This window comes from Leucobacter sp. G161 (genome assembly GCF_001482305.1).
In the GTDB taxonomy this organism is placed as follows: Bacteria; Actinomycetota; Actinomycetes; order Actinomycetales; family Microbacteriaceae; genus Leucobacter.
Window position 1 is genome coordinate 1 of record NZ_LOHP01000079.1, and the last position, 22,189, is coordinate 22,189.

Genomic DNA, 22,189 nt, shown 5'->3' on the forward strand with positions numbered 1-22,189 from the left:
CCTCGTCGACGATCTTCACGCCTGCGGAGCGCGCTGGCTTCTCCGCGACGGTGAGCATGATCGAGCGGGCCGATGCCGGATCCTCGGGGTCGACCCCGAGATCTGCGAGCGATACGACCTCGAGCGGCTTCTTCTTCGCGGCCATGATGCCCTTGAAGTTCGCGAAGCGCGCTTCGGGGAGCGCCTCCGTGATGGAGATCACGGCGGGGAGATCCGCGGAGACTCTCTGCACGCCGCCCTCGACGGGGCGAACGCCGGAGACGCCAGTAGCGGTGATCTCGACCTCACTCAGGCCGGTGAGACCCGGGACGCGCAGGTGTTCGGCGAGCATCGCGGGAACCGCGCCACCCGAGCCGTCTGTTGAGGCGTTCCCGGCGATGACAAGGTCGAATCCCGCACGCGTGAGCGCCTTCGCGAGCACCTCTGCGGTGAGCCCGAGGTCAGCTCCCAGCAGCCCCTCGTCGACGACGTGGATGGCGGAGTGCGCCCCCATGCCGAGTGCCTTGCGGATCGTGCCGCCGGCGCTCTCGGGAGCGACGGTGAGCACGACGACGTCGGTGCCCTCGTTCGCGTCGGCAAAGGAAAGAGCGGCTTCGAGCGCGCGCTCACCGATCTCATCAACGACAGTGTCGGAGGCAGCGCGATCCGCGAGCCCTGTCTCGAGATTCAGTTTTCGATCCCCGTACGTGTCGGGAACCTCCTTGACTAGCACGACAATCTTCATCGATTCTCCTTCACTCGGCCTGGCGGCCTGGAATCATCACGGGCCGCAGCACCGCTCAGCGCCCGGTGGGGCGCACTTTTTTCCTCGTAAACGCATCATACGTGAGGGAATGCCTCAAAGTGGAAATTGTTGCGCCACCCACCGGAAACTGCGACCCAACGGTGACCTGGGCTGTTGCTTTCGACTACGCCTGTTCCTCGGCGCGCTCAGCGGCGGCGAGGGTTTCAGCGTCGGGAACATAGCCGTCGATGTGCCGCTCGTCCACGCCGTTGTAGGCGGAGAGCGGGCGGATCAACGCGTTCGACGCGGTCTGCTCCATGACATGCGCGGTCCAGCCGGTCACGCGCGAGGCGATAAACAGCGGCGTGAACGTGAGCGTGTCAAAGCCGATGAGGTTGTACGCGGGCCCCGACGGGTAGTCGAGGTTCGGGTAGATCCCCTTCCGCGACACGAACTCGCCCTCGAGCGCGTCGTACAGCGCCGCGACGTCCGGCCGATCGTAGTGCTCGACGAGGGTGTCAAGCGCTGCCTTCATCGTCGGCACCCGGGAATCGCCGCGCTTGTACACGCGGTGCCCAAAGCCCATGATCTTGCGCTTCTCGGCGAGCGCGGCGTCGAGCCAGGGCACGACCTTGTCTGCGTCACCGATCTCGTCGAAGATGTGCATGACGGCCTCGTTCGCGCCGCCGTGCAGCGGGCCCTTCAGCGCACCAATAGCGCCAACGATCGCCGAGTACAGGTCGGACAGCGTCGAGGTGATGACGCGTGCCGTAAACGTCGACGCGTTGAACGAGTGCTCGGCGTACAGCGTCATCGAGCGGTTGAAGGCCTCGACAACGACCTCATCGGACTCCTCGCCGAACGTCATCCACAGGAAGTTCGCGGCGTAGTCGAGGTCGTCGCGCGGCTCGACGAGCGCCTCGCCGCGGCGGCGGCGCTGCCCGTAGGCAACGATCGCCGGGAGCGCCGCATACAGCCGAACGCTCCGCGCCAGGTTCTCTTCGGGGCTGCCGGCGGCGTCGAGCACCGATCCGCCACCCGAAACATCCGAAGCGCCGATGACGCTGACCGCCGTGCGCACCTCGTCCATCGGGTGCGCCTCAAGCGGCAGCAGGTCGATCGCTGCCTTCACGTTGTCCGCGAGCGCACGGTGGCGCCGCTCCTCCGACCGCAGCTCAGCGAGCTGCTCCTCGGTCGGCAGTTCGCCGTTCCACAGGAGGTACGCGACAACTTCAAACGGCTGGGTGGCCGCAAGTTCCTGCACGGGATAGCCGCGATACAGCAGGCTATTGCTCTCTGGGTTGACCTTCGAGATCGCCGTGAAGTCGGCGACGACCCCTGCGAGGCCCTTCTGAATTTCTGTCACGATAAGCTCCTTCGCTTGTGCTGCGGGCGGAGAGCGCGGTTAGCGCTCTACCTCGAAATTGAACACGCTCGTATCGAAGTGGTTGTACCCCTCGTAGTCAATCAGCTCGTAGAGGTCAGCGCGATGCTGCATCTCATCGAGCTTCGACGTGAGCGAGCCCTCGGCGCTGATGGTGTCGAGCGCGCGGCCCGTCGCCCCCATCGAAATGCGGAGCATCGACACCGGCCAGATGACGATGTTCATGCCGACATCGGCGAGCTGCTGGGTGGTGAACAGCTCACTCTTGCCGAACTCCGTCATGTTCGCGAGCAGCGGCACGTCGACCGCGCTGCGAATCGCCTCAAACTCCTCGAGCGTGCGCATCGCCTCGGGGAAGATCGCGTCGGCGCCCGCGTCAACGAGCGCCTTCGCGCGATCCTTTGCGAGGTCGAGGCCGTGCGGGCCGTCGGCCGTCGCGCGGATGTCGGTGCGCGCCATGATGAGGAAGTTGTCATCGCGCCGTGCGTCAGCCGCCGCGCGGATCCGCTTGGTCGCGGTGGACTCATCCACCACGGCCTTGCCGTCGAGGTGGCCGCAGCGCTTCGGGTTGATCTGATCCTCGATGTGCGCGCCGGCGAGGCCAGCGTTCTCGAGTTCCTGGATCGTGCGCGCCACGTTCATCGGCTCGCCGAAACCGGTGTCGGCGTCGATGATCGCCGGCAGATCGGTCATGCGCGCGATCTGCTCACCGCGGCCCGCGACCTCGCTGAGCGTGGTGAGGCCGATGTCGGGCAGGCCGAGATCTGCCGAGAGCACGGCGCCGGAGATGTAGACACCCTCGAAGCCCTTCTGCTCGATCATGCGGGCGGAGAGCGGGTTGAACGCGCCGGGGAAGCGCAGCAGCTCCCCCGTCGCGAGCCGCTCGCGGAACAGCCGGCGCTTGTCGGCCGGTGTGACCTTCGAGTACAGCATTAGAAGAGTCCCTTCGGAGCAGACGCGAGGTCGATCACGCCGGCCTTCGCAACGATGTTCAGCTCGCGCACCTCGTCGGCCGAGAGCTCGGGCAGGCGCTGCACGAGGTCGAGGAAACGCTCGATCTCGGCGGCCTCGAGCACGGGCTCGGCGAGCAGGCGGAACTTCGCGATGTAGTTGTCGCGCGCGAACGGCCGGGCGCCGAGCGGGTGCGCGTCTGCGACGGCGATCTCGTCGACGATCTTGGTGCCGTCGGCGAGCTCGATCTCAACGCGGCCGCCGAAGGCCTTCTCGTCGGGATCCTCGGAGTGGTAGCGGCGCGTCCACTCGGCGTCCTCGGCCGTGGTGATCTTGTTCCACAGCTCGACGGTGTCCGCGCGGTTTGCGCGCTCCGGGGTGTACGAATCGACGTGGTGCCAGCCGCCATCCTGCAGCGCGACCGCAAAGATGTACGGGATCGAGTGGTCGAGTGTTTCACGTGAAGCATTCGGGTCGTACTTCTGCGGGTCGTTCGCGCCGGAGCCGATGACGTAGTGCGTGTGGTGGCTCGTGTGCAGCACGACGCTCTTCACGTTCGCGACATCGAGCAGCTCGGGGTGCTCGCCGTGGAGCTTGCGTGCGAGGTCGATCCAGGCCTGCGCCTGGTACTCGGCCGAGTGCTCCTTCGTGTAGCTGTCGAGGATCGCGCGCTTCGACTCGCCCTTCGCGGGCAGCGGCACGGCGTACTTGGCATCGGGACCGTCGAGCATCCAGGCGATGACACCGTCTTCGCCTTCGTAGATCGGGCTCGGCGAGGTCTGACCGCGCATCGCGCGATCCACTGCTTCGACGGCCATCTTGCCGGCGAACGCGGGAGCGTGCGCCTTCCAGGTCGAGATTTCGCCCTTGCGCGACTGTCGGGTCGCGGTGGTGGTGTGCAGGCCCTGGCTCACTGCCTGGTAGATGATCTCGGTGTCGAGGCCGAGCAGCGTGCCGATGCCGGCAGCTGCCGACGGGCCGATGTGCGCGACGTGATCGATCTTGTGCTTGTGCAGGCAGATCGCGCGGACGAGGTCCATCTGGATCTCGTAGCCGGTCGCGATTGCGCGAACGAGGGCGCGGCCGTCCTTGCCGACGTGCTGCGCGACCGCGAGGATCGGCGGGATGTTATCGCCGGGGTGCGAGTACTCGGCGGCGAGGAAGGTGTCGTGGTAGTCGAGCTCGCGCACGGCAACGCCGTTCGTCCAGGCTGCCCACTCGGGGCTCGTGCGCTCAGCGTCGAGGCCGAAGATCGAGGCACCCTTGCCACCGGTCGAGACCGGGTGGGTGAGGGCCTGCGCACGTGAGGCGATGATCGGGCCGCGGGTGAGCGACGCCGCGGCAACCGACGCGTTGTCGATGATGCGGTTGATGATCATGTCGAGCACGTCGGCGTCGACCTCGACGGGGTCAGTTGCGACCTCCGCGATCTTCCATGCGAGCTGGTCTTCGCGCGCGAGCGTCTCTTCGCTCTTGTAGACACGAACATTGTGAATGATGGTCATGGTGTTCCTTCCGACAGTGGATCTTGTGTGAGTGGTTCAGAGCCCGCGGGCGCTGCGGCGAGCGACGTCAGGATTGCGGCGAGCGCGTTGTGCAGGTGTACGTGGGTGGCGTGCGCGGCGAGCTCGCCGTCGCCGGCCGCGATCGCTTCGGCAATGAGCCGATGCTCCGCGACCGAGGCGCGGAGCCTGGCGCGGTTGTCACGGGCGAGCCGCCTCGCGCGGGCGAGGTGCGTGCGGATCGTCCGCAGCGCGTTCGTGAAGTACGGGTTGGCGACTGCCTCATCGAGCGCCGCGTCGAACCGGGCGATGAGCTCGTAATAGGCATCAGCCTCGACTTCGCCGTTCTCGGGGTGCGCGGCGGCGAACGCTGCGGCGAGCTCCGAGAACACCGCTGGGTTGCTCTTGGCAGCCGCGAGCCGCGCCGAGTTCTCCTCGAGCGCTCGGCGCACCTCGAACAACGAGCGGACATCGTCCGCGCTGAATGCAGAGACGACGGTAACGCGGGGCGAGAGCTGGTGTGCGAGGCCGGCTGCGGTGAGCCTCCCGATGGCCTCACGGGCCGGGGTGCGGCTCACGCCGAGCCTGGCTGCCTGCTCGACCTCACCGAGCACGGTGCCGGGAGCGAGCACGCCGCGCTGGATCTCGTCGAGCAGCCGTGCGTATGCTCTGTCGCTTGCGCGCATGATCCACCTCCCGGTTCAGGCCCTACCTCGTCACCTACCTCTTAGCGTATACACTAACTCGCCAAATTGCCAGCGTTCACGCACCATTCACCAAATAGTGCATACATTCTGCGTGCATGTGTGGCGGTATTCACTCCCCTGCCACGCCGGCCCGATCTAGAGCCCCTGCGTCTGCAACCACTCGGCCGCAATCTTCGCGGCGGGCGCCTCATCAGTCACTGACCTCGCCCCCAGTTCGACAAGCGCTTCGGGGGTGAGCGCCCGAGACACAGCGTTGATGACCTCGGCGGCGTCGGCGTCGACGCGGTCAGACACGACCGGCACGACCTGCGAGGCGAGGAACAACCCCGCTGGGTCTTCGAGCGCGACGAGGTCGCCCTCGGCAAACACAGGATCGGCGGAATAGAGGTCCACGAGCTGCACCTGCCCATCACGGAGCGCCTTGACTGTCAGCGGGCCTCCCGAATCCTCGATCGGGGTGAAGCTCACATTGACTCCGTAGGTCTCCTGCAGACCCTTCGGGCCGTAGGGGCGCTCTGCCAGCTCGGAATTCCCGCCCAGCACCAGCCCATCAAGCGACGCAAGATCACCAATCGACGTGAGGTTATGCTCCGCTGCGAACTCCCGTGTCACAACGTACGAGTCTTGGTCGCTCGCCGCTGACTGGTCGAGTACCCGCAGCCCCTCGGGGAGGGCCGCCTCGAGCGCCGTAAAGACGTCCTCGCTCGCGGTGACCGAGGTCTTCGGATCGAGGTACTGCAGCAGGTTGCCGGTGTATTCGGGGAAAACGTCGATTGCGCCGGCTTCGATCTCGGGCATGTACACCTCACGCTGTCCGATCCGCAGTTGCCGGTCGACCGTGAAGCCCTCAGCCTCGAGTGCCTGCGCGTAGAGTTCGGCGATGATCTCGTTCGAGTAGTAATCCTGTGAGCCGACGACGAGCGTATCGGCGGCTGCTCCCCCGCTGTCCGCCGCGAGTGGGTCGCTCGACCCGCAAGCCGTCAGCAGCAGAGTTCCAGCGAGGGTGAGCGCGGCGAGCGCACCGATCCGCCTCGAGGCGCGTGGTGATGTGTGCATGTTCGTCTCCTGTTCAGGTAGTTTCTGCGTGTGTGAGGCGCCTCGCGATGGCGCGTTGCAGCGCGGCGAGGACGACCTCGAGGATGACAGCGAGCAGTATCACGAGCAGCGCCGCGGCGAGCATCTGCCCGTAGTCACGCGTCTTCAGCCCGGTAAAGAGGTAGCGGCCGAGACCGATGTCCGCGGTGTACGCAGCGAGGGTCGCGGTCGCGACGACCTGCAGCACCGCGGCCCGCACGCCGCCGACAACCACGGGCAGCGCGAGGGGCAGCTCAACCTGCCAGACGACCTGCGCGGGGCGCATTCCGATCGCCCGCGCCGCCGCGGCTGTCTGCGCGGGCACGGACTGCACCCCAGAATAGGCGCCAGCGAGCAGCGACGGGATCGCAAGCACAGTGAGCGCGACGAGCGGCGCACCGACGCCGATCCCGAGCCAGAGCGCACACACCGTCAGCAGGCCGAGGGTGGGCAACGCGCGTGCAGCGCCCGTGATGGCACCGATCACGCCGACGCCTCGACGGGTGTGTCCCATCACAACGCCAGCGGGGACAGCAAGGATCGCCGCGAGCGCGACGGCCGCCGCGGTCACCCAGAGGTGCTCAGCGATCCGCGTCGGGATACCGCCTGGCCCAGCCCAGTTGGCGCCGTCGGAAAGCCACGCGAGCGCGTCGACGAATAGGTTCACGAGCGCACCCTTCGCCACGGGGTGAGCGCACGACCGAGGAACAGCAGTGCCCCGTCGACGATGAGCGCGAGCGCGATCGTCGCGAGGATCCCGGTCAGGACCTCGCCAAAAATACCGCGCTGGAACCCGTCGGTGAGCAACGTGCCGAGGCTCGAGACGCCGATGAGGGCGCCGACAGTGACGAGGCTGATTGTCGACACCGCGACCACGCGGACGCCCGCGAGGATCACGGGGAGCGCAAGCGGCAGATCGACCCGCCAGAACACCGCCATCGGCGAGTGCCCAATCGCGATCGCAGAGTCTCGCACCGTGCGATCAACGGAGGCGAAGCCATCTGCTGCGCTCCGAACGAGCAGCGCGATGCCGTAGAGCGTGAGCATGATGATCATGTTTGCTGGCGAGCGCAGCGGCACCCCGACGAGCGCCGGAACGATGATGAGCATGGGGAGCGCCGGGACCGCGTACAGGAGCGTCGCGGCACTCGTGAGCGCACCACCCAGCCGGCCGTAGCGGAACGACAACCGCCCGATCGGGATCGCGACCAGCACCGACAGCGCGATCGCGGGCAGGCTCAGGCGCAGGTGCGCCCAGGCGAGCTCGCCCACCTGGGTCCAGTTCTGGGCGAGCCAGTTCACTCCTCGATCACTCCGAGCGGCCGACCGGCCCGGTCGAATACGATGCGTTGGCCGTCAACGTTCCTGGTCGTGAGCGTGCGAGCCTCATCGCCGAGGTCGAGCCCGATAAAGTGGCGCACGAAATCGTCTGCCGGGCTTGCGAGGATATCCGCCGGTGCGCCGCACTGCGCGATCTCGCCGCCCTCCCGGAGCACGACGACCTCATCGCCGAGCCTGAACGCCTCGTCGATGTCGTGCGTGACGAAAAGGATCGTCTTGCCGAGCTCCCGCTGCAGCCGGAGCAGTTCGGTCTGCAGCTCGCGCCGCACAATCGGGTCGACAGCCCCGAACGGCTCGTCCATGAGCAGGATGTTCGGGTTCGGCGCGAGCGCCCGCGCAACACCAACGCGCTGCTGCTGGCCGCCTGAGAGCTGTGCCGGGTAGCGGTTGCCGAGCGCGGGATCGAGCCCGACGCGCTCGAGCATCTCTGCGGCGAGCGCACGCGCTTTCGGCTTCGGGGTGCCGCCGAGGACTGCGACGGTCGCGACGTTGTCGAGAACGGTGCGATGCGGGAGCAAACCGCCCTGCTGCAGTACGTACCCAATCGAGCGCCGGAGCGCCACGGGATCGACATCGGCGACGTTATCCTCGTCAATGAACACGCTGCCGCTCGTCGGGTCGACCATTCGGTTGACCATGCGCAGCAGCGTCGTCTTGCCGCTCCCCGAGGAGCCGACAAGCGCCACCGTCCTGTGCGATGGGATTGTGAGCGAGAACTCCCCCACCGCTCGAGTCCCGTCGTCGTAGGTCTTTGTAACGGCATCGAATCGGATCATCTGTCGTCACCCCGCTCGCTGGCGAGCTCGGCTTCCCCGGGCCCTAACTGCGCCCTAACCTAGCACCCGCATCAGACAGCGAGGTTGGTGCGGGCGGTTCGATAACCGTGTAGTGCGCGCGGAGACCGTGCTGTGCAAAGCGCCTGGGCGCGGCCCGACCTCTACTCGTTCGAGACGACGCTCGTCTCCCGCTAAGCCTGAAGCGGTTGGGCGGTTACTTCGGACCCATCCGCAGCGCGCCGTCCATGCGGATCGTCTCGCCGTTGAGGTAGTCGTGCTCGGCGATCATCGCGACGAGCTGTGCGAACTCGTCGGGGCGCGCAAGACGGGCCGGGAACGGCACCGAGGCTGAGAGTGAGGCGTTCACCTCGGGGCCGAGGGCCTCGAGGAGCGGGGTCGCCACGATGCCGGGGGCGATCGTGTTCACACGGATCCCGCTGCGTGCGAGGTCACGTGCTGCGGTGATGCCCATGCCAACGACGGCGCCCTTCGAAGCGGCGTATGCGATCTGGCCGATCTGGCCCTCGTACGCAGCGACCGACGCAGTGTTCACGATGAGGCCGCGCTGGCCCGACTCGTCAACCGGCTCCTGCGCTGCCATGATCTCGGCGGCGAGCCGCATCACGTTGAAGGTGCCGGTGACGTTGATGTTCAGCGTGCGCTGGAAGGTTTCGAGGTCGTGCACGCCCTTCGATGACAGGATGCGCTTCGCCGGCGCAATGCCTGCGCAGTTCACCACGAGTCGAATCGGCGGCTCCCCCGCAGTGAGCTGCAGCGCGGCAGCTACGTCATCCTCGCTCGTCACGTCGGCGGCGACATAGCGGATCCCAGCAGCTGGTGCACCAGCCTTTTCGATCGACATCGCCAGGTCGAGGCCGACGACGTTCGCGCCGCGGCCGGCGAGGAGTGCAGCCGTTGCCGCTCCCAGGCCGGATGCTGCGCCGGTGATGACTGCGGTGGTTCCTTCAAGCTGCATAGTGGTTCCTCGTCTCTCGGCCGCCTTGGCCGTCACGGTCGGCTCGCTCCACGAATCGTTGGGGAGCGGCTCAGATGGTCACGCTGTACTGCCGATCCTACGGGCATTCGGGTGGGAACGTCCGCCGGAATTCCGGGGTGGCGTTAGTCGAGCAGCAGCGCGGGCTCTTCGAGCACCGACGCGACATCTGCGACAAAGCGGGAGATCACGTCGCCGTCGACGACGCGGTGGTCGAAGGATCCACCGACGGTCGTCACCATGCGCGGACGCACCTGGCCATCGACGACCCACGGCTTCTCCTTGATGGTGCCCATCGCCATGATCGCGACCTCGCCGGGATTCAGGATCGGGGTGCCGAAGTCCATCCCGAAGACGCCGATGTTCGTCAGCGTGATCGTGCCGTGCTGCATCTCCGCGGGCGTCGTACGCCCTTCACGCGCGGTCATCGTGAGCTGCTCAATCGCCTGCGCGAGTTCGCGGAGGCTGAGCTCCTGGGCGTCCTTGATGTTCGGAACGACGAGGCCGCGGGGCGTTGCCGCTGCGATGCCGAGGTTCACAAAGTGGTGTCGAATGATCTCGGTTTCGGTGAACGTCGAGTTAATCTCGGGGTTGCGGCGGATCGCCCAGAGCATCGCCTTCGCGAAGATGAGCAACGGCGACACCTTGATGCCAGCGAAGTCGGTCGAGGTTTTCAGCCGCTTCACGAACTCCATCGTGCGGGTCGCGTCAACGTCGGTGAAGACGCCAACGTGCGGCGCTTCAAAGGCGCTCGTGACCATCGCCTTCGCGATCTGCTTGCGCATCCCCTTCAGCGGGATGCGCTCCTCGCGCACCGCGGGCGCCTCAGGCGTTGTGATGTTTCGGAACAGGCTCGCCTGCGAGCCGTGGCGCACGACGTCGTCGCGGAGCACCTCGCCGGCGATACCGGTACCCGTGACCTGCGTAAGGTCCACGCCGAGATCCTTCGCGAGCTTCCGGATCGGGGGCTTCGCGATGACCGGCGAAGCCGCAGCGACGGGAATCGGCGGGCCGGACAGGAGCGGCTCGCCACCGCTGCGGCGTCGTGAGCGGACCGTGCCAGCTGCGCCGTAGCCGACGAGCACCGCGCCGCCAGCTTCGTCTGCCTCGGCGGCTACTGCCGGAGCCTCAGCGGACGCAACTGAAGCTGCTGGCGCCTCGGCGGGGGCTGTCGCGGCTGCGGTGGCGGGGTCTTCCGCGGGAGCGTGATCCTGATCCTGCTCCCCCGCAGCGCGCACCCGCATAATCGGCGAACCGACAGGCACGGTGTCGCCGACCTCGGCCAACAACTCCGTCACGACGCCAGCGAATGGCGAGGGGAGCTCAACGAGCGACTTCGCGGTCTCGATCTCACAGATCACCTGATTGAGGGTGACCTCGTCGCCAGGCGCGACCTGCCAGCTGACGATCTCGGCCTCGGTCAGCCCCTCGCCGACATCGGGAAGGGGAAACGTCATGTCGCTCATCGAAGGCTCCTTTGGGTTGCTTCGTTCAAGTGTAGGTTTTCGCGGCGCGCTCGGCGGCCGGTGAGGCGGTTCGGCCTCAGTAGTGCATGGTTCGGTCGACCGCTTCGAGAATGCGGTCAGCGTCTGGCAAGAACATGCCCTCCAGGCGAGCGGGCGGGAACGGCACGTCGTAGGCCGAGACGCGGAGCACCGGCGCCTGCAGCGAATAGAACGCATGCTCGGCGGCGTGTGCTGCGAGCTCGCTGCCGAGACTGACGTTGCCTGATGCCTCCTGCGCGATGACGAGTCGGCCCGTCTTGCGAACGGACTCGAGCATGGGGCCGTAATCGACGGGTGAGACGCTCCGGAGATCGACGACCTCGACGCTGGTGCCCTCCTGCTGCGCAACCTCGGCGGCCTGCAGCGCGGTGGTCACCATGGCCCCGAATGCGACAATGGTGCAATCGGTTCCGGTGCGTGCGACGCGACTGCCGTGCAGCGAAGTCGCGGGTGCCGCCGGATCAACCTCGCCCTTCATCCAGTACTTGGCCTTCGGCTCAAAAAACAGCACGGGATCCTGTGACTGGATCGCCTGCTGGATCATCCAATACGCGTCGTTCGGTGTTGACGGCGCGACCACCCTGAGACCCGGAGTGTGCGCAAAGTACGCCTCCGGGCTCTCCTGATGGTGCTCGATTGCTCCGACGTTGCCGCCGTATGGCACGCGGATCACGACCGGCATCGGCATCTTGCCGTCGTGCCGGTTCGTGATCTTCGCGAGCTGCGTGACGATCTGGTTGAAGGCGGGAAAGATGAAGCCGTCGAACTGGATCTCGACGACGGGCCGATAGCCGCGCATCGCGAGCCCGATCGCACTGCCGACGATGCCGGCCTCGGCCAGTGGGGTGTCGAGGACGCGCGCGGTACCGAAATCTGCCTGGAGTTTGTCCGTGACGCGGAAGACGCCGCCGAGCGGGCCAATATCCTCCCCCATGAGCAGGACCTTGTCGTCGGCGGCCATCGCGGTGCGGAGCCCCTCATTGATCGCGCGGGCCATGGGCAGTACGGTGCGCTCGCTGAGCGTAGTGACGGTCATCCCTGCATCTCCTGATTCGTCTCGAATGAGGACTCGTAGCGTTCGAGCCACACCCGCTGCTCCTCGATGCGGGGGTGCGCCTCCGAGTAGACGTTCGCGAACATCGCGTCGGCGTCGGGTGGTGGCAGCTGCAAGATTTCGTCGCGCACCAGCTTGGCTTTGCGATCCGCCTCGGCGGCGACCTCGGCAAAGAAGGCATCGTCGACGCCCTGCTCGCGCAGGTACGCGGCCATCCGCTCGACAGGGTCTCGTTCGCGCCAAGCCTCGAGCTCCGCGTTCTCGCGGTAGCGTGTGGGATCGTCGCTCGTGGTGTGCGCGCCGATTCGGTACGTGAGCGCCTCAATGTACCCGGGGCCCTGGCCGTCCCGGGCGAGCCGCAGGAAGCGGCGGCCGACCGCGAACGCAGCGAGCGGATCGTTACCGTCGATCTGCACGGCCCTGATGCCGAAGCCCAGCGCGCGCCGATACAACGGCGTGCGGCTCTGCCGCTCGACGGGAACCGAGATCGCCCAGCCGTTGTTCTGCACCACGAATACCGCCGGCGTCTGGTAGCTCGCGGCAAAAATCATCGACTCGTTTGCGTCGCCCTGACTCGAGGTGCCATCGCCGTAAAAGGCCATCGTTGCCTCGCCGGTCGCGATGCCGGCCTCCCCCGCGTCGAGTGTCCCTGCGGCGGCACGCGCCTTCGCATCGAGCAGCTGCCCGAGCGCGTATCCGCTGGCGTGCTGCGTCTGTGCGGCGAGCACGAGCGTGTACAGATGGAAGTTGCCATTCTTCGGGTCGGTAACGTCCCAGCCGCCGTGACTGAAGCCGCGGAACAGCTTCAGCATGTCGATAAAATCAACGCCACGAACCTTCGCGACCGTGTGCTCGCGGTAGGCGGGGAACACGTGATCCTGGGGCTCAGCAGCGTGCGCGAGGCCGACCTGGCAGCCCTCCTGGCCGATGCTCGGCACCCACAGCGCCAACTGGCCCTGCCGTTGCAAATGGGTAGCCTCGGTGTCGAACGCGCGGGTCTCCACCATGTCGCGATACCACTGCTTGTACTCTTCGATACCAACGCCATCAAGCTCCGCTGCATAGTCTGCTGCGGAGCTTGATGGGGAGTACCGACCTTCGGCGTTGAGGAAGCGAATCGGCTCTGGATCCACCATGTCAACGGCGAGCTGCTGGGTCTGGCTCATAGTGGTCAAGTGTATCGACGGGGTTCATACGAACCCGGATATATAGCCCTGTCTGAGGCGCTGCTCAGCCGCGCCCGCGCGCGCCGCTCGCCCCGCAGGTTCCCCTGATCCGCTCGCGCAAATTGCGCCCTCCTGCAAGAATTGACGGCATGCGACTCATCATGCGTGTCCTCGTCTCCACCTTCGCGCTCTGGCTGACGACCCTCATCGTCGGCGGCTCAGGGCCGCGCGGCTTCTGGATCGAGCCCATCAACGATGACCCGTACTCGCCGCTCATCACGATGCTCATCGTCGCGCTCGTCTTCGGGCTCGTCAATGGGACGCTGGGCAGGATCGTCAGGATCGTATCGATTCCCCTCTACATCCTCACGCTCGGCCTCTTCGGGCTCATCGTGAACGGAATCCTCATCTCCGTTATCGCCTGGCTCTCAGGAGCCGCAGGATTCGGGCTATACGTCGATGGCTTCTGGTGGGGCGTGCTCGGCGCCATCGTGATGTCCGTGCTTGCGAGCATCATGAACGGCCTGCTCGGCACGAACAAGAAGCGCCGGCGGTAACGCACCCCTCACAACAGGGTCGCAGCGGGCTGGCTGACCCCGTGGGAGAATGGGATAGGACTGCGCTCGCACCCCTGTGCGGCGCCCATCAACTTGTTGCACGCCCCGACACAACGGAGATCACATGACGAGCCTGCCCCCGCAGCCCATCAGCCCCCTCGACGGCCGCTACCGGAAGGCCGTCGAAGGCCTGGGCGACACGCTCTCGGAGGCAGGCCTGAACAAGGCGCGCGTGCACGTCGAGGTTGAGTGGCTCGCCTACCTCACCTCGCACTCGCTGCTCGGTGGAACGCCGATGGACGATGCGCAGCTGGCGTCACTCCGCGAGTGGGCTGCAAACTTCGGCCAGGCCGAGATCGACGAGCTCGCCGAGACCGAGAAGACCACGCAGCACGATGTGAAGGCTGTCGAGTACCTCGTGCGCGCGCGACTCGAGGCGCAGGGGCTCGGTCAGTTCGCGGAGCTGACGCACGTCTGCTGCACGAGCGAGGACATCAACAACCTGTCGTACGCGCTCACCGTGAAGCAGGCCATCACCGATGTTTGGCGCCCGAAGTTCGTCGCCGTCATCGATGAGCTGGAGCGCCAGGCTGGTGTCTACCGCGACCTCGCCATGATGAGCCGCACCCACGGCCAGCCCGCGACGCCCACGACGCTCGGCAAGGAGCTCGGGGTGTTCGTCTACCGTCTGCGCCGCCAGCTGCGACAGATCGACGCCGTCGAATACCTCGGCAAGTTCTCTGGCGCGACCGGCACCTTCGCCGCTCACCTCGCCGCCGATCCCGCAGCCGATTGGGAGACCATCTCGCGCGAGTTCGTCGAGGGCCTCGGACTCGACTGGAACCCGGTCACGACACAGATCGAGTCGCACGACTGGCAGGCGGAGCTGTACACGCGCGTCGCACACGCGAACCGGATCCTGCACAACCTCGCGACCGACATCTGGAGCTACATCTCCATCGGCTACTTCCGGCAGACCCCCGTCGCGGGCGCCACCGGTTCTTCGACGATGCCGCACAAGGTGAACCCAATCCGATTCGAGAACGCCGAGGCGAACCTCGAAATCTCGAACGCTCTGCTCGATTCGCTTGCCGCAACGCTCGTCACGAGCCGGTGGCAGCGCGACCTCACCGACTCCTCCGCACAGCGCAACATCGGCGTCGCCCTCGGCCACTCGGTGCTCGCGCTCGACAACACGCTCAAGGGCCTCGGGCAGATTGACGCAGCTCCCGAGGTACTCGCCGCCGATCTCGACAGCAACTGGGAGGTGCTCGGCGAGGCGATCCAGACGGTGATTCGCGCGGAGGTCACCGCCGGCCGCTCGACGATCAGCGATCCGTATGCCGCGCTCAAGGAACTCACGCGCGGTCGCCGCATCGGCCAGGCAGAGCTCGTCGAGTTCGTGCAGGGGCTCGAGATCGGTGACGAGGCGAAGCAGCGCCTGCTGCAGCTCACGCCCGCGACCTATATCGGCAACGCGCCGGAGCTGCTTAAGTACCTGTGAGCGAGCGGGTTGCCGGGCTCCGGTAGCTGCGCCAGGCTTGAGTGTATGACTCAGGCACCACGTTTTCAGCGCGAACGCACCAGACACCGCTTCACCGCACGCACAGTGACGGTGATCGCTGTCTCGCGGCCAGTCGAAACGTTCGCCCGCGTGACCGTCGCCGGGCCGGATCTGCACGATTTCGTGTCGACCGGGCCCGGCGACCACGCCAAGATTTTCTTCCCGCACCCGTTCACCGGCGTACTCGTCGCGCCAACGCCTGCCGCGGACGGTGCGGATGGCATCGACCGCCCCGACGGGCAGACCTTCGCCCGCGACTTCACTCCCCTGAATGTGCGGGAGGAAGACGGCGGGCGCGTCTTCGACCTCGACTTCTTCCTGCACGAGGATCCGGGCCCGGCATCGGCCTGGGCGGAGAAGGCCGCTGTCGGTGACACGCTCGTTGTCGTCGGCCCGCGCGGCTCACAAAGCATCCCCGCGGGGGTCACGTCGCTGCTCTGCCTCGTTGACCCGACCGCGTTCCCGGCGACGGCCCGCTTCATCACCGGGCTGCCTGAGACAACAGAGGTCGAGGTTGTCGCCGACGTCGATTACGAGGCGCTCGACTGGGTCGAGGAGTATTTCCGCGACGCCACCGGGCGCGAGGTGCTCGTGCGCGAGCCACTCGGCGGCCTCGACCAGGCGCTGCTCGACAGCGAGGTCGGAGACTCCACGTTTGTCTTCGCCGCGGGCGACGCAAATCGGCTCATCCCGCTGCGCCGCGTGATTCGCGATGAGCTTGGGCTCCCCCGAGATCAGTACCAGATCAGTGGGTACTGGCGTCGCGGCGAGGCGAACTTCGACCATCACGGGCCGATCGATCCAAGCGACCCGGAGTCGGTCGAGGACTAGGCCACGACGAAGCTCGGGCCGGCCCATGAGGCCGACCCGAGCTTCGCATTCAGCTGCTTGTGTGCAGCGTTAGAGTGATTCGTCGGCGTCCGTGTTCTTCTTCCCACTGACGTTGATCACTCCGATGAAGGCCAGGGAAACGACGAACGCAATCGCAGCGAAGATGAGCGTGAGCATTATCGAGCGCGAGCTCATAAGTACAATGAGCGCTGCGAAGATGGCGAGCACACCAGAGAAGCCGAAGATCTCTGCGGGCTTCATCCCGAGACCCTTCGAAGTCTTGGAATGGATCTGAGCTGAGCTGTCTGTCGGGTTCGTCATCGGTCGCTTTCTACGGTTCGGCAAGCTAAATACGTCGGGGCTGTGGGCCCGCTGAGGCGTTCGCTGCCGTTCCCAGAGTGGCGTCTTCCGCCTCAGTGGTTCGGCGAGTATCGAATGCGGCGATTCCAAGGAACACGCCAGCAATAACGGCGTAGGCCCCAAAGAAGCCGATGACCGCGACGAGATCGGCGCGGGCGAGCAAGACGGCGAGGGCGAGCAGCACTCCGGTGGCGCCAACGAGCGGCGCATCCTGACGACTTCCCGGTGTGATCACCATGCCCATAAATTCAAGCAGCGCAGAACCGAGTGCCCATGCGGCGATAGTCACCGCAAATGCAATTTCTGTGCCGAGCACCGCGAGTGCGACAGCCGCGATGATCGACACGGCTCCAAGGGCGAGGGCGATAGCCGATCCGCCGCGGCCGCGCCGGTGCCAGCTCTCAAGGATGTGGACGCCTCCCAGGGCGACAAGCGCTCCGACGACGACCGCGAGGTCGAAACCGAACTGCTCGTGGAACGTCGCCGTGAAGGTAATCAGTAATCCGACGGCGACGAGCACAATACTGCGCACTCCCTGCACCCAGCGAGGGGGAAGGAGAGCGGGGTCGACTGATCGCCGAGCGCTCCCTGCGGTCTGTGACATCAATGAACCCCTTCTCTGCCTCCAGGATTCTAGCTGGTCTCGCTGCGAAACACCGGGGCGAGCTTCGTCATCACATTCCCTGCGGCATGTCTTGGAAGCGGGAGTAGTGACCCTGGAACGCCACTGTGACCGTGCCCGTTGGTCCGTTACGCTGCTTCGCGAGGATGAAGTCTGCTTCTCCCGCACGCGGGTGGTCACGATCGCTTGCCGCTTCGCGGTGCAGCAGGATGACCATATCTGCGTCCTGCTCGAGCGAGCCTGACTCACGGAGGTCGCTAATCGCGGGCATTTTGTCGGAGCGCTGCTCGGATGCACGGTTCAGCTGGGACAGCGCAATCACGGGAACATCAAGCTCTTTCGAGAGGAGCTTGAGCGCTCGCGAGAACTCGCTGACCTCCTGCTGTCGGCTCTCCACACGCTTACCGCTCGAGAGGAGCTGGAGGTAGTCGATCACGACCATCTTCAGACCGTGCTGCTGCTTGAGCCGGCGGCACTTCGCGCGGATCTCGACGAGCGTGAGGTTCGGGCTGTCGTCGATGTAGAGCGGTGAATCTGCGATGCGGGCTTGCGTCGCGGCGAGCTTCTGGAAGTCGCGGCTGTCGAGGGCTCCCTTTCGGAGCGTCTGCATCGGGATCGACGCCTCGGCGGCCAGGAGTCGCATCGCGATCTCGGCGCGCCCCATCTCCAACGAGAAAAAGACTGTCGGCGCGAGGGCGTGAACCGAGGCGTGACGTGCCACATCCATCGCGAGCGTTGACTTACCCATTGCCGGTCGTGCCGCAATGATGATCATTTGGCCGCCAGCGAAGCCATTGGTCATCGCGTCGAGTTCGCTAAAGCCCGTCGGGACGCCGAGCATGCCCTCAGGCATCGAGTTGGCGCGGTGAATCTCTTCAATGGCGGCGTCCACCGCTAGGTTCAGCGGGACGTAGTCTTCGCTCTGCGCTTCGCCGGTGACCCCGTAGATCTCCGACTGCGCAGTGTTGACAAGGTCAAGCGCCTCGCCCTCGCCTGCGTAGCCCATTTGCACGATCCGGGTGCCGGCCTCAACGAGGCGTCGCAAGAGTGCCTTCTCGCCAACGATATCGGCGTAGAAGCCCGCATTCGCCGCCGTCGGGACGATGCTTGTGAGGGTGTGCAGGTACTCAGCGCCACCGGCACGCTGCAGGTCGCCAGACTTCGAGAGTGCATCCGTGACCGTGATGACATCGGTTGGCTCGCCCTGCGAGTAGAGCGAGAGCACCGCTTCATAGATGACCTCGTGCTTGGGAACGTAGAAGTCGTGCCCTTTGAGCACTCCGGTCACATCGGCAACGGCATCCTTCGAGAGCAGCATGCCGCCGAGCGCGCTCTGCTCCGCGAGCAGATCGTACGGAGGGGTGCGTTCGTAGTCTGGGCCCCGTCGTTCTTCGTCGGGAGACGCGATGCCTAGGTGCGCGATGGACACGGTGTGTACTCCTTCAGTGGGGCCTGGCGGCGTTACCTTCTGATGACATACCAGACCTCAGACATTCACCGTAGGTGCACCCACTCCCGTCCCCAAATATCAACTCCCCACACCTGTGGATAACTTTGTGGATATCTACCACAGACACGCCAAACCTTGTCCACATGAGTGGGGATAACTTGTGGATAGATTTGCGCGAACACCACATACATGCCGTCCGATCAGGCTTTTTTAGTTTCCACAGATACAAAGTTATTCAACCTTAAAGTACACGTTGAAGGTTGCCTGTGCCCCGGGCGTGTGGACAAATCGTCGCTACTGTTGCCGGCGCTGACCCCCGTCACGAGCGCGCGGTCGACCATGCCGTTCACCCGTTGTTCAGGGCCCCAGGAACACCCGCCTGCCGCCCGAAGCAAGGCGAGCGGTGGGGGAAGTCGCCGCCCTGGAGATCACCGCTCACCGGGGCGCACAGGGCCTCGCGTCCGCTCGACAGGAGCGGCCGATAGTCGAGCGCCAGATAACGCAAACGAGGCGGGTAGGTTCCAATTGGAACCTACCCGCCTCGTAAGAGAGCGGTTATCGCGGAGCTTAGCGCTGCGTGATGACCTGCAGCGTTACCTGAGCGTCGACACCCTCGTGAAGGTGGATCGTCGCCTGGTACTCACCGGTCGTCTTGATCGACGGGAGCGAGATCTTGCGCTTGTCGACCTCGCCGAGGCCTGCCTCCGAGACGGCTGCAGCAACTGCGGCCGGCTTGATCGAACCGAAGAGGCGTCCGCCAACTCCAGCCTTCGAGTGGAGACGGACCTTGTTCGACTCGAGAGTCGCCTTGAGTGCCTGTGCGTCCTCGACCGATGCGAGTGCGCGAGCGTCGCGTGCCTTCTGAAGCTGCGCAACCTGGGCCGCGCCACCGCGGGTCCAGTTCACTGCGTAGCCCTTGGGTACGAGGAAGTTACGTGCATAGCCGTTCTTGACCTCGACTACGTCACCTGCGGAACCGAGGCCACGGACCTCGTGCGTGAGAATTACTTTCGCCATGATGGTCTCTCCTTAGCGGCCGGAGCCGGCGTAGGGGAGGAGGGCCATCTCGCGGGCATTCTTCACTGCCTTCGCGATCAAACGCTGCTCCTGAACGGATACGCCGGTAATACGGCGGGCGCGGATCTTTCCACGCTCTGAAATAAACTTGCGAAGCGTCTGGACGTCCTTGTAATCAATGACGCCAACGGTCTGCTTCTTCGCTGGTGCTGCCGCCTTCGCGTTCTTTCCGCGAGCCGGCTTGCGGCTTGCACCGCTTGACTTGCCTGCCATGATGGTCTCTTTTCGTGATGCGTCCCGGTGCGACCCGGAACAAAATTGCTGTCTTAGAAGGGCTGCTCGTCGTCGAAACCGCCACCGAAATCGGAGGAGGTCGTCGACGGCGCGGATCCGCCCTGGCCCGAATTGGTCCAGGGGTTATCCTGCTGCGGCTGCTGTGGCTGCGCCCAGCCCGACTGGCCCTGGGGCTGTCCGCCACCAGCGCCACCGAAGCCGCCAACCTGACCACGTGCTGCGCCTCGCGTCACCTGTGCGGTAGCGAAACGGAGCGACGGCCCAACCTCTTCAACCTCAAGGTCGAGAGAGGTGCGCTGCTGGCCCTGGTTATCGGTGTAGCTGCGCTGGGTCAGACGACCCTGCACAATAACTCGCATGCCCTTCGTGAGCGACGCCGCGATGTTATCGGCGTACTCACCGTAAGCGCGGCAGCCGAGCCACAGCGCTTCGCCGTCCGACCAGTCTCCGGACTGACGATCGCGCACGCGCGGAGTCGAGGCGATACGGAACGTCACCCACGACTTACCGGCCTGGCTCACGCGAGGCTCAGGGTCGGCAACAAGGTTACCGACGACAGTGATCAGCGGCTCGCCGGCCATGGGCTATGCGCTCGCCTTGGCGGCAGCGCGAGCTGCCTTGGCTGCGTCGCGCTTCGACTGTGCGGCGCGCTGAGCGATGAGCTCGTCTGCACGGAGCACCTTCGTGCGGATGACAGCCTCGGACAGGCCCAGCTGGCGATCAAGCTCAGCGGTGGCCTCGGGGGTCGCGGTGAAGTTCACCACAACGTAGATCCCCTCGGTCTGCTTGTTGATCTCGTAGGCAAAACGACGCTTGCCCCAGATGTCGATGTTCTCGATCTCGCCGTTCGCGTTGCGAATAACAGAGAGGAACTTCTCCATGCTGGGAGCCACGGTGCGCTCGTCGATACCGGGATCGAGGATCACCATGAGTTCGTAAGGATGCATTACTGACCCACCTCCTTCGGACTTCACGGCCACAGGATTTCTGTGGCAGGAGGGTGTTTTTGCATCGTGTCTGAGCGTTCAGCAGAGTGCTTTACGCACAGACAACCTCAGTAGCCTACCACCCTCAGCCCTAGAGTGGTGCCATGCGGATCGCTTTAGTTTCGATGCACACCTCGCCGACGGAGGTTGCCGGTTCCGGGGATGCCGGTGGAATGAACGTCGTCATTGCCGAGGCTGCGGCCGCGCTCGCGGCCCGCAACCACGACGTGGTGGTGGTGACACGCGCTTCACAGAGCGTGCCAGCTGGGGAACGGCCGCTGGGGGAGATGCACGGCGAACAGCCACAGCGGTGCCCTCAGCTCGTCGCCCTGAATGCGGGCGCCCCAGTGCTGGCGAAGGCCGAACTGCCGCGCGTCGTATCGGCATTCGCGGACGGCCTGCGGCGGCTCGGCCCCTTCGATGCCGTCCACGCGCACTACTGGTTGAGTGGCCTCGCAGCTCGCCGCGCATATGGTGCGCAAGGCCCCCGGCTCGCCATGACGTTTCACACCCTTGCCGCGCACAAGAACGCCCTCCTCGCCCCAGGCGCCCGCCCGGAACCTGAGGAACGCGTCGCCGCTGAGCGTGAACTCACCTCGGCAAGCTTCGTCGTCGCTGGCAGCCGCAGCGAGCTCGGGGGAGTCACGGAGTTCTCGGGGACCCCGGGCCTGGGGAGCGCAGTCGTGCACCCCGGAGTGGATACCGCGCTGTTCCGGCCAGAGACACGGCGGCCCGAGGGCGACGCGCCGCTGCGCATCACTGTGCTCGGTCGCGTGCAGCCACTCAAGGGGCAGGACCTCGCGATCCGGGCCGCAGCGGCGCTCGCCATCACTGATCCGAGACTGTTTGCGCGCACCGAGTGGCTCATCGCGGGGGAGCCGACCCCCGACGCAATCGCATACGCCGCAGGCCTGCGCACGTTGGCGGTCGAGCTCGGTGTGTCCGAACGAGTACGGTTCTTGCCAGCCCAATCACGCGCTTCGGCCGCGGCCCTTCTCGCATCGAGCGCCGTGGTGCTCGTCCCCTCGCATTCCGAGACGTTTGGGCTCACCGCGCTTGAGGCGGCGTCGTGCGGCGTTCCCGTGATCGCGGCGGGGCACACCGGGTTGCTGGAGGCAGTGCCCGCGGGCGCCGGGGGAATTCACATGGTCGGCCGGGATCCGCACGCCTGGGCGCTGGAGATCGCGGATCTTCTCCGGGATCCCCAGCGACGCGCATCGCTCGGCGCCGCTGGGAGACAGCACGCGCGTGCGCACGACTGGCGTGCGCACGCGGCGGCGCTGGAGGGCATCTACGAGCAGCTCGCGAAGTAGCGCCGCAGAGCGGCGTG

At 65.8% G+C, this 22,189-nt stretch carries 24 protein-coding genes; 4 read left to right on the top strand and 20 right to left on the bottom strand.

The window, feature by feature from the left end:
* The 13 genes from AUL38_RS13770 to AUL38_RS13830 form a co-directional block, all read right to left on the bottom strand.
* The coding region (locus tag AUL38_RS13770) for an electron transfer flavoprotein subunit beta/FixA family protein (protein ID WP_059062956.1) at nt 1-724 on the bottom strand (724 nt) is incomplete at its 3' end.
* Nucleotides 725-908: 184 nt separating this feature from the next.
* A complete protein-coding gene (locus tag AUL38_RS13775) occupies nt 909-2,090 on the bottom strand; it encodes a bifunctional 2-methylcitrate synthase/citrate synthase (protein WP_059062957.1) in 1,182 nt (393 codons plus the stop codon).
* 39 nt (nt 2,091-2,129) lie between these two features.
* On the bottom strand, nt 2,130-3,041 hold the full coding sequence (prpB, locus tag AUL38_RS13780) for a methylisocitrate lyase (RefSeq protein WP_059062958.1): 912 nt from the start codon (nt 3,039-3,041) through the stop codon (nt 2,130-2,132).
* The gene (locus tag AUL38_RS13785; protein ID WP_059062959.1) at nt 3,041-4,564 is read right to left on the bottom strand and encodes an MmgE/PrpD family protein; all 1,524 of its coding nucleotides are present in this window, start codon (nt 4,562-4,564) and stop codon (nt 3,041-3,043) included. Before AUL38_RS13785 ends, prpB begins: the two co-directional genes overlap by 1 nt.
* Nucleotides 4,561-5,247 carry a GntR family transcriptional regulator gene (locus AUL38_RS13790; RefSeq protein ID WP_059062960.1) on the bottom strand — a complete coding sequence of 229 codons (687 nt, stop codon included), beginning with the start codon at nt 5,245-5,247 and terminating at the stop codon, nt 4,561-4,563. Before AUL38_RS13790 ends, AUL38_RS13785 begins: the two co-directional genes overlap by 4 nt.
* Nucleotides 5,248-5,403: 156 nt before the next feature.
* Nucleotides 5,404-6,324 carry an ABC transporter substrate-binding protein gene (locus tag AUL38_RS13795; RefSeq protein ID WP_083506906.1) on the bottom strand — a complete coding sequence of 307 codons (921 nt, stop codon included), beginning with the start codon at nt 6,322-6,324 and terminating at the stop codon, nt 5,404-5,406.
* Between the two features lie 13 nt (nt 6,325-6,337).
* On the bottom strand, nt 6,338-7,027 hold the full coding sequence (locus AUL38_RS13800; RefSeq protein ID WP_235590735.1) for an ABC transporter permease: 690 nt from the start codon (nt 7,025-7,027) through the stop codon (nt 6,338-6,340).
* Nucleotides 7,006-7,644 carry an ABC transporter permease gene (locus AUL38_RS13805; protein WP_059062961.1) on the bottom strand — a complete coding sequence of 213 codons (639 nt, stop codon included), beginning with the start codon at nt 7,642-7,644 and terminating at the stop codon, nt 7,006-7,008. The genes AUL38_RS13800 and AUL38_RS13805 overlap by 22 nt, the downstream gene beginning before the upstream one ends.
* Nucleotides 7,641-8,459, bottom strand: a complete 819-nt coding sequence (locus AUL38_RS13810) for an ABC transporter ATP-binding protein (RefSeq protein WP_059062962.1) — start codon at nt 8,457-8,459, stop codon at nt 7,641-7,643. The genes AUL38_RS13805 and AUL38_RS13810 overlap by 4 nt, the downstream gene beginning before the upstream one ends.
* A gap of 214 nt (nt 8,460-8,673) precedes the next feature.
* Nucleotides 8,674-9,435, bottom strand: coding sequence for an SDR family NAD(P)-dependent oxidoreductase (locus tag AUL38_RS13815; RefSeq protein ID WP_059062963.1), 762 nt, complete (start codon nt 9,433-9,435; stop codon nt 8,674-8,676).
* Between the two features lie 143 nt (nt 9,436-9,578).
* Entirely contained in the window at nt 9,579-10,919 is a 1,341-nt protein-coding gene (locus AUL38_RS13820; RefSeq protein ID WP_059062964.1) for a dihydrolipoamide acetyltransferase family protein, read from the bottom strand.
* 76 nt (nt 10,920-10,995) lie between these two features.
* Nucleotides 10,996-11,994, bottom strand: coding sequence for an alpha-ketoacid dehydrogenase subunit beta (locus AUL38_RS13825; RefSeq protein WP_059062965.1), 999 nt, complete (start codon nt 11,992-11,994; stop codon nt 10,996-10,998).
* Nucleotides 11,991-13,178, bottom strand: a complete 1,188-nt coding sequence (locus AUL38_RS13830) for a thiamine pyrophosphate-dependent enzyme (RefSeq protein ID WP_059062966.1) — start codon at nt 13,176-13,178, stop codon at nt 11,991-11,993. Before AUL38_RS13830 ends, AUL38_RS13825 begins: the two co-directional genes overlap by 4 nt.
* Before the next feature lie 149 nt (nt 13,179-13,327).
* On the opposite strand from AUL38_RS13830, the gene AUL38_RS13835 reads away from it, so the two are divergent.
* The 3 genes from AUL38_RS13835 (at nt 13,328) to AUL38_RS13845 (ending at nt 16,130) form a co-directional block, all read left to right on the top strand.
* Entirely contained in the window at nt 13,328-13,735 is a 408-nt protein-coding gene (locus AUL38_RS13835; RefSeq protein ID WP_059062967.1) for a phage holin family protein, read from the top strand.
* A gap of 124 nt (nt 13,736-13,859) precedes the next feature.
* Nucleotides 13,860-15,239: an adenylosuccinate lyase gene (gene purB / locus AUL38_RS13840; RefSeq protein ID WP_059062968.1), complete on the top strand. Its 1,380-nt coding sequence runs from the start codon at nt 13,860-13,862 to the stop codon at nt 15,237-15,239.
* A gap of 45 nt (nt 15,240-15,284) precedes the next feature.
* Nucleotides 15,285-16,130: a siderophore-interacting protein gene (locus AUL38_RS13845; protein WP_059062969.1), complete on the top strand. Its 846-nt coding sequence runs from the start codon at nt 15,285-15,287 to the stop codon at nt 16,128-16,130.
* A 69-nt stretch (nt 16,131-16,199) separates the two neighbouring features.
* Here AUL38_RS13845 and AUL38_RS13850 read toward each other — a convergent pair whose 3' ends face one another.
* The 7 genes from AUL38_RS13850 to rpsF all read right to left on the bottom strand — a co-directional run bounded on the left by AUL38_RS13850 (nt 16,200) and on the right by rpsF (nt 20,820).
* Nucleotides 16,200-16,451, bottom strand: a complete 252-nt coding sequence (locus AUL38_RS13850) for a hypothetical protein (protein WP_153006612.1) — start codon at nt 16,449-16,451, stop codon at nt 16,200-16,202.
* Nucleotides 16,452-16,476: 25 nt separating this feature from the next.
* Complete coding sequence (locus AUL38_RS13855; protein ID WP_059062971.1) at nt 16,477-17,094, bottom strand: hypothetical protein; 618 nt, start codon at nt 17,092-17,094, stop codon at nt 16,477-16,479.
* A gap of 70 nt (nt 17,095-17,164) precedes the next feature.
* Nucleotides 17,165-18,541, bottom strand: a complete 1,377-nt coding sequence (gene dnaB / locus AUL38_RS13860; protein ID WP_059062972.1) for a replicative DNA helicase — start codon at nt 18,539-18,541, stop codon at nt 17,165-17,167.
* A gap of 588 nt (nt 18,542-19,129) precedes the next feature.
* On the bottom strand, nt 19,130-19,579 hold the full coding sequence (gene rplI / locus AUL38_RS13865; protein WP_059062973.1) for a 50S ribosomal protein L9: 450 nt from the start codon (nt 19,577-19,579) through the stop codon (nt 19,130-19,132).
* A 12-nt stretch (nt 19,580-19,591) separates the two neighbouring features.
* Nucleotides 19,592-19,852, bottom strand: coding sequence for a 30S ribosomal protein S18 (gene rpsR, locus AUL38_RS13870; protein WP_042545452.1), 261 nt, complete (start codon nt 19,850-19,852; stop codon nt 19,592-19,594).
* A gap of 53 nt (nt 19,853-19,905) precedes the next feature.
* On the bottom strand, nt 19,906-20,454 hold the full coding sequence (gene ssb, locus AUL38_RS13875; RefSeq protein WP_059062974.1) for a single-stranded DNA-binding protein: 549 nt from the start codon (nt 20,452-20,454) through the stop codon (nt 19,906-19,908).
* Between the two features lie 3 nt (nt 20,455-20,457).
* Nucleotides 20,458-20,820, bottom strand: coding sequence for a 30S ribosomal protein S6 (rpsF, locus tag AUL38_RS13880; RefSeq protein WP_059062975.1), 363 nt, complete (start codon nt 20,818-20,820; stop codon nt 20,458-20,460).
* Between the two features lie 143 nt (nt 20,821-20,963).
* Here rpsF and AUL38_RS13885 point away from each other — a divergent pair, with 143 nt between their 5' ends.
* On the top strand, nt 20,964-22,172 hold the full coding sequence (locus AUL38_RS13885; protein ID WP_083506907.1) for a glycosyltransferase: 1,209 nt from the start codon (nt 20,964-20,966) through the stop codon (nt 22,170-22,172).
* The last annotated feature ends 17 nt before the right edge of the window (nt 22,173-22,189 follow it).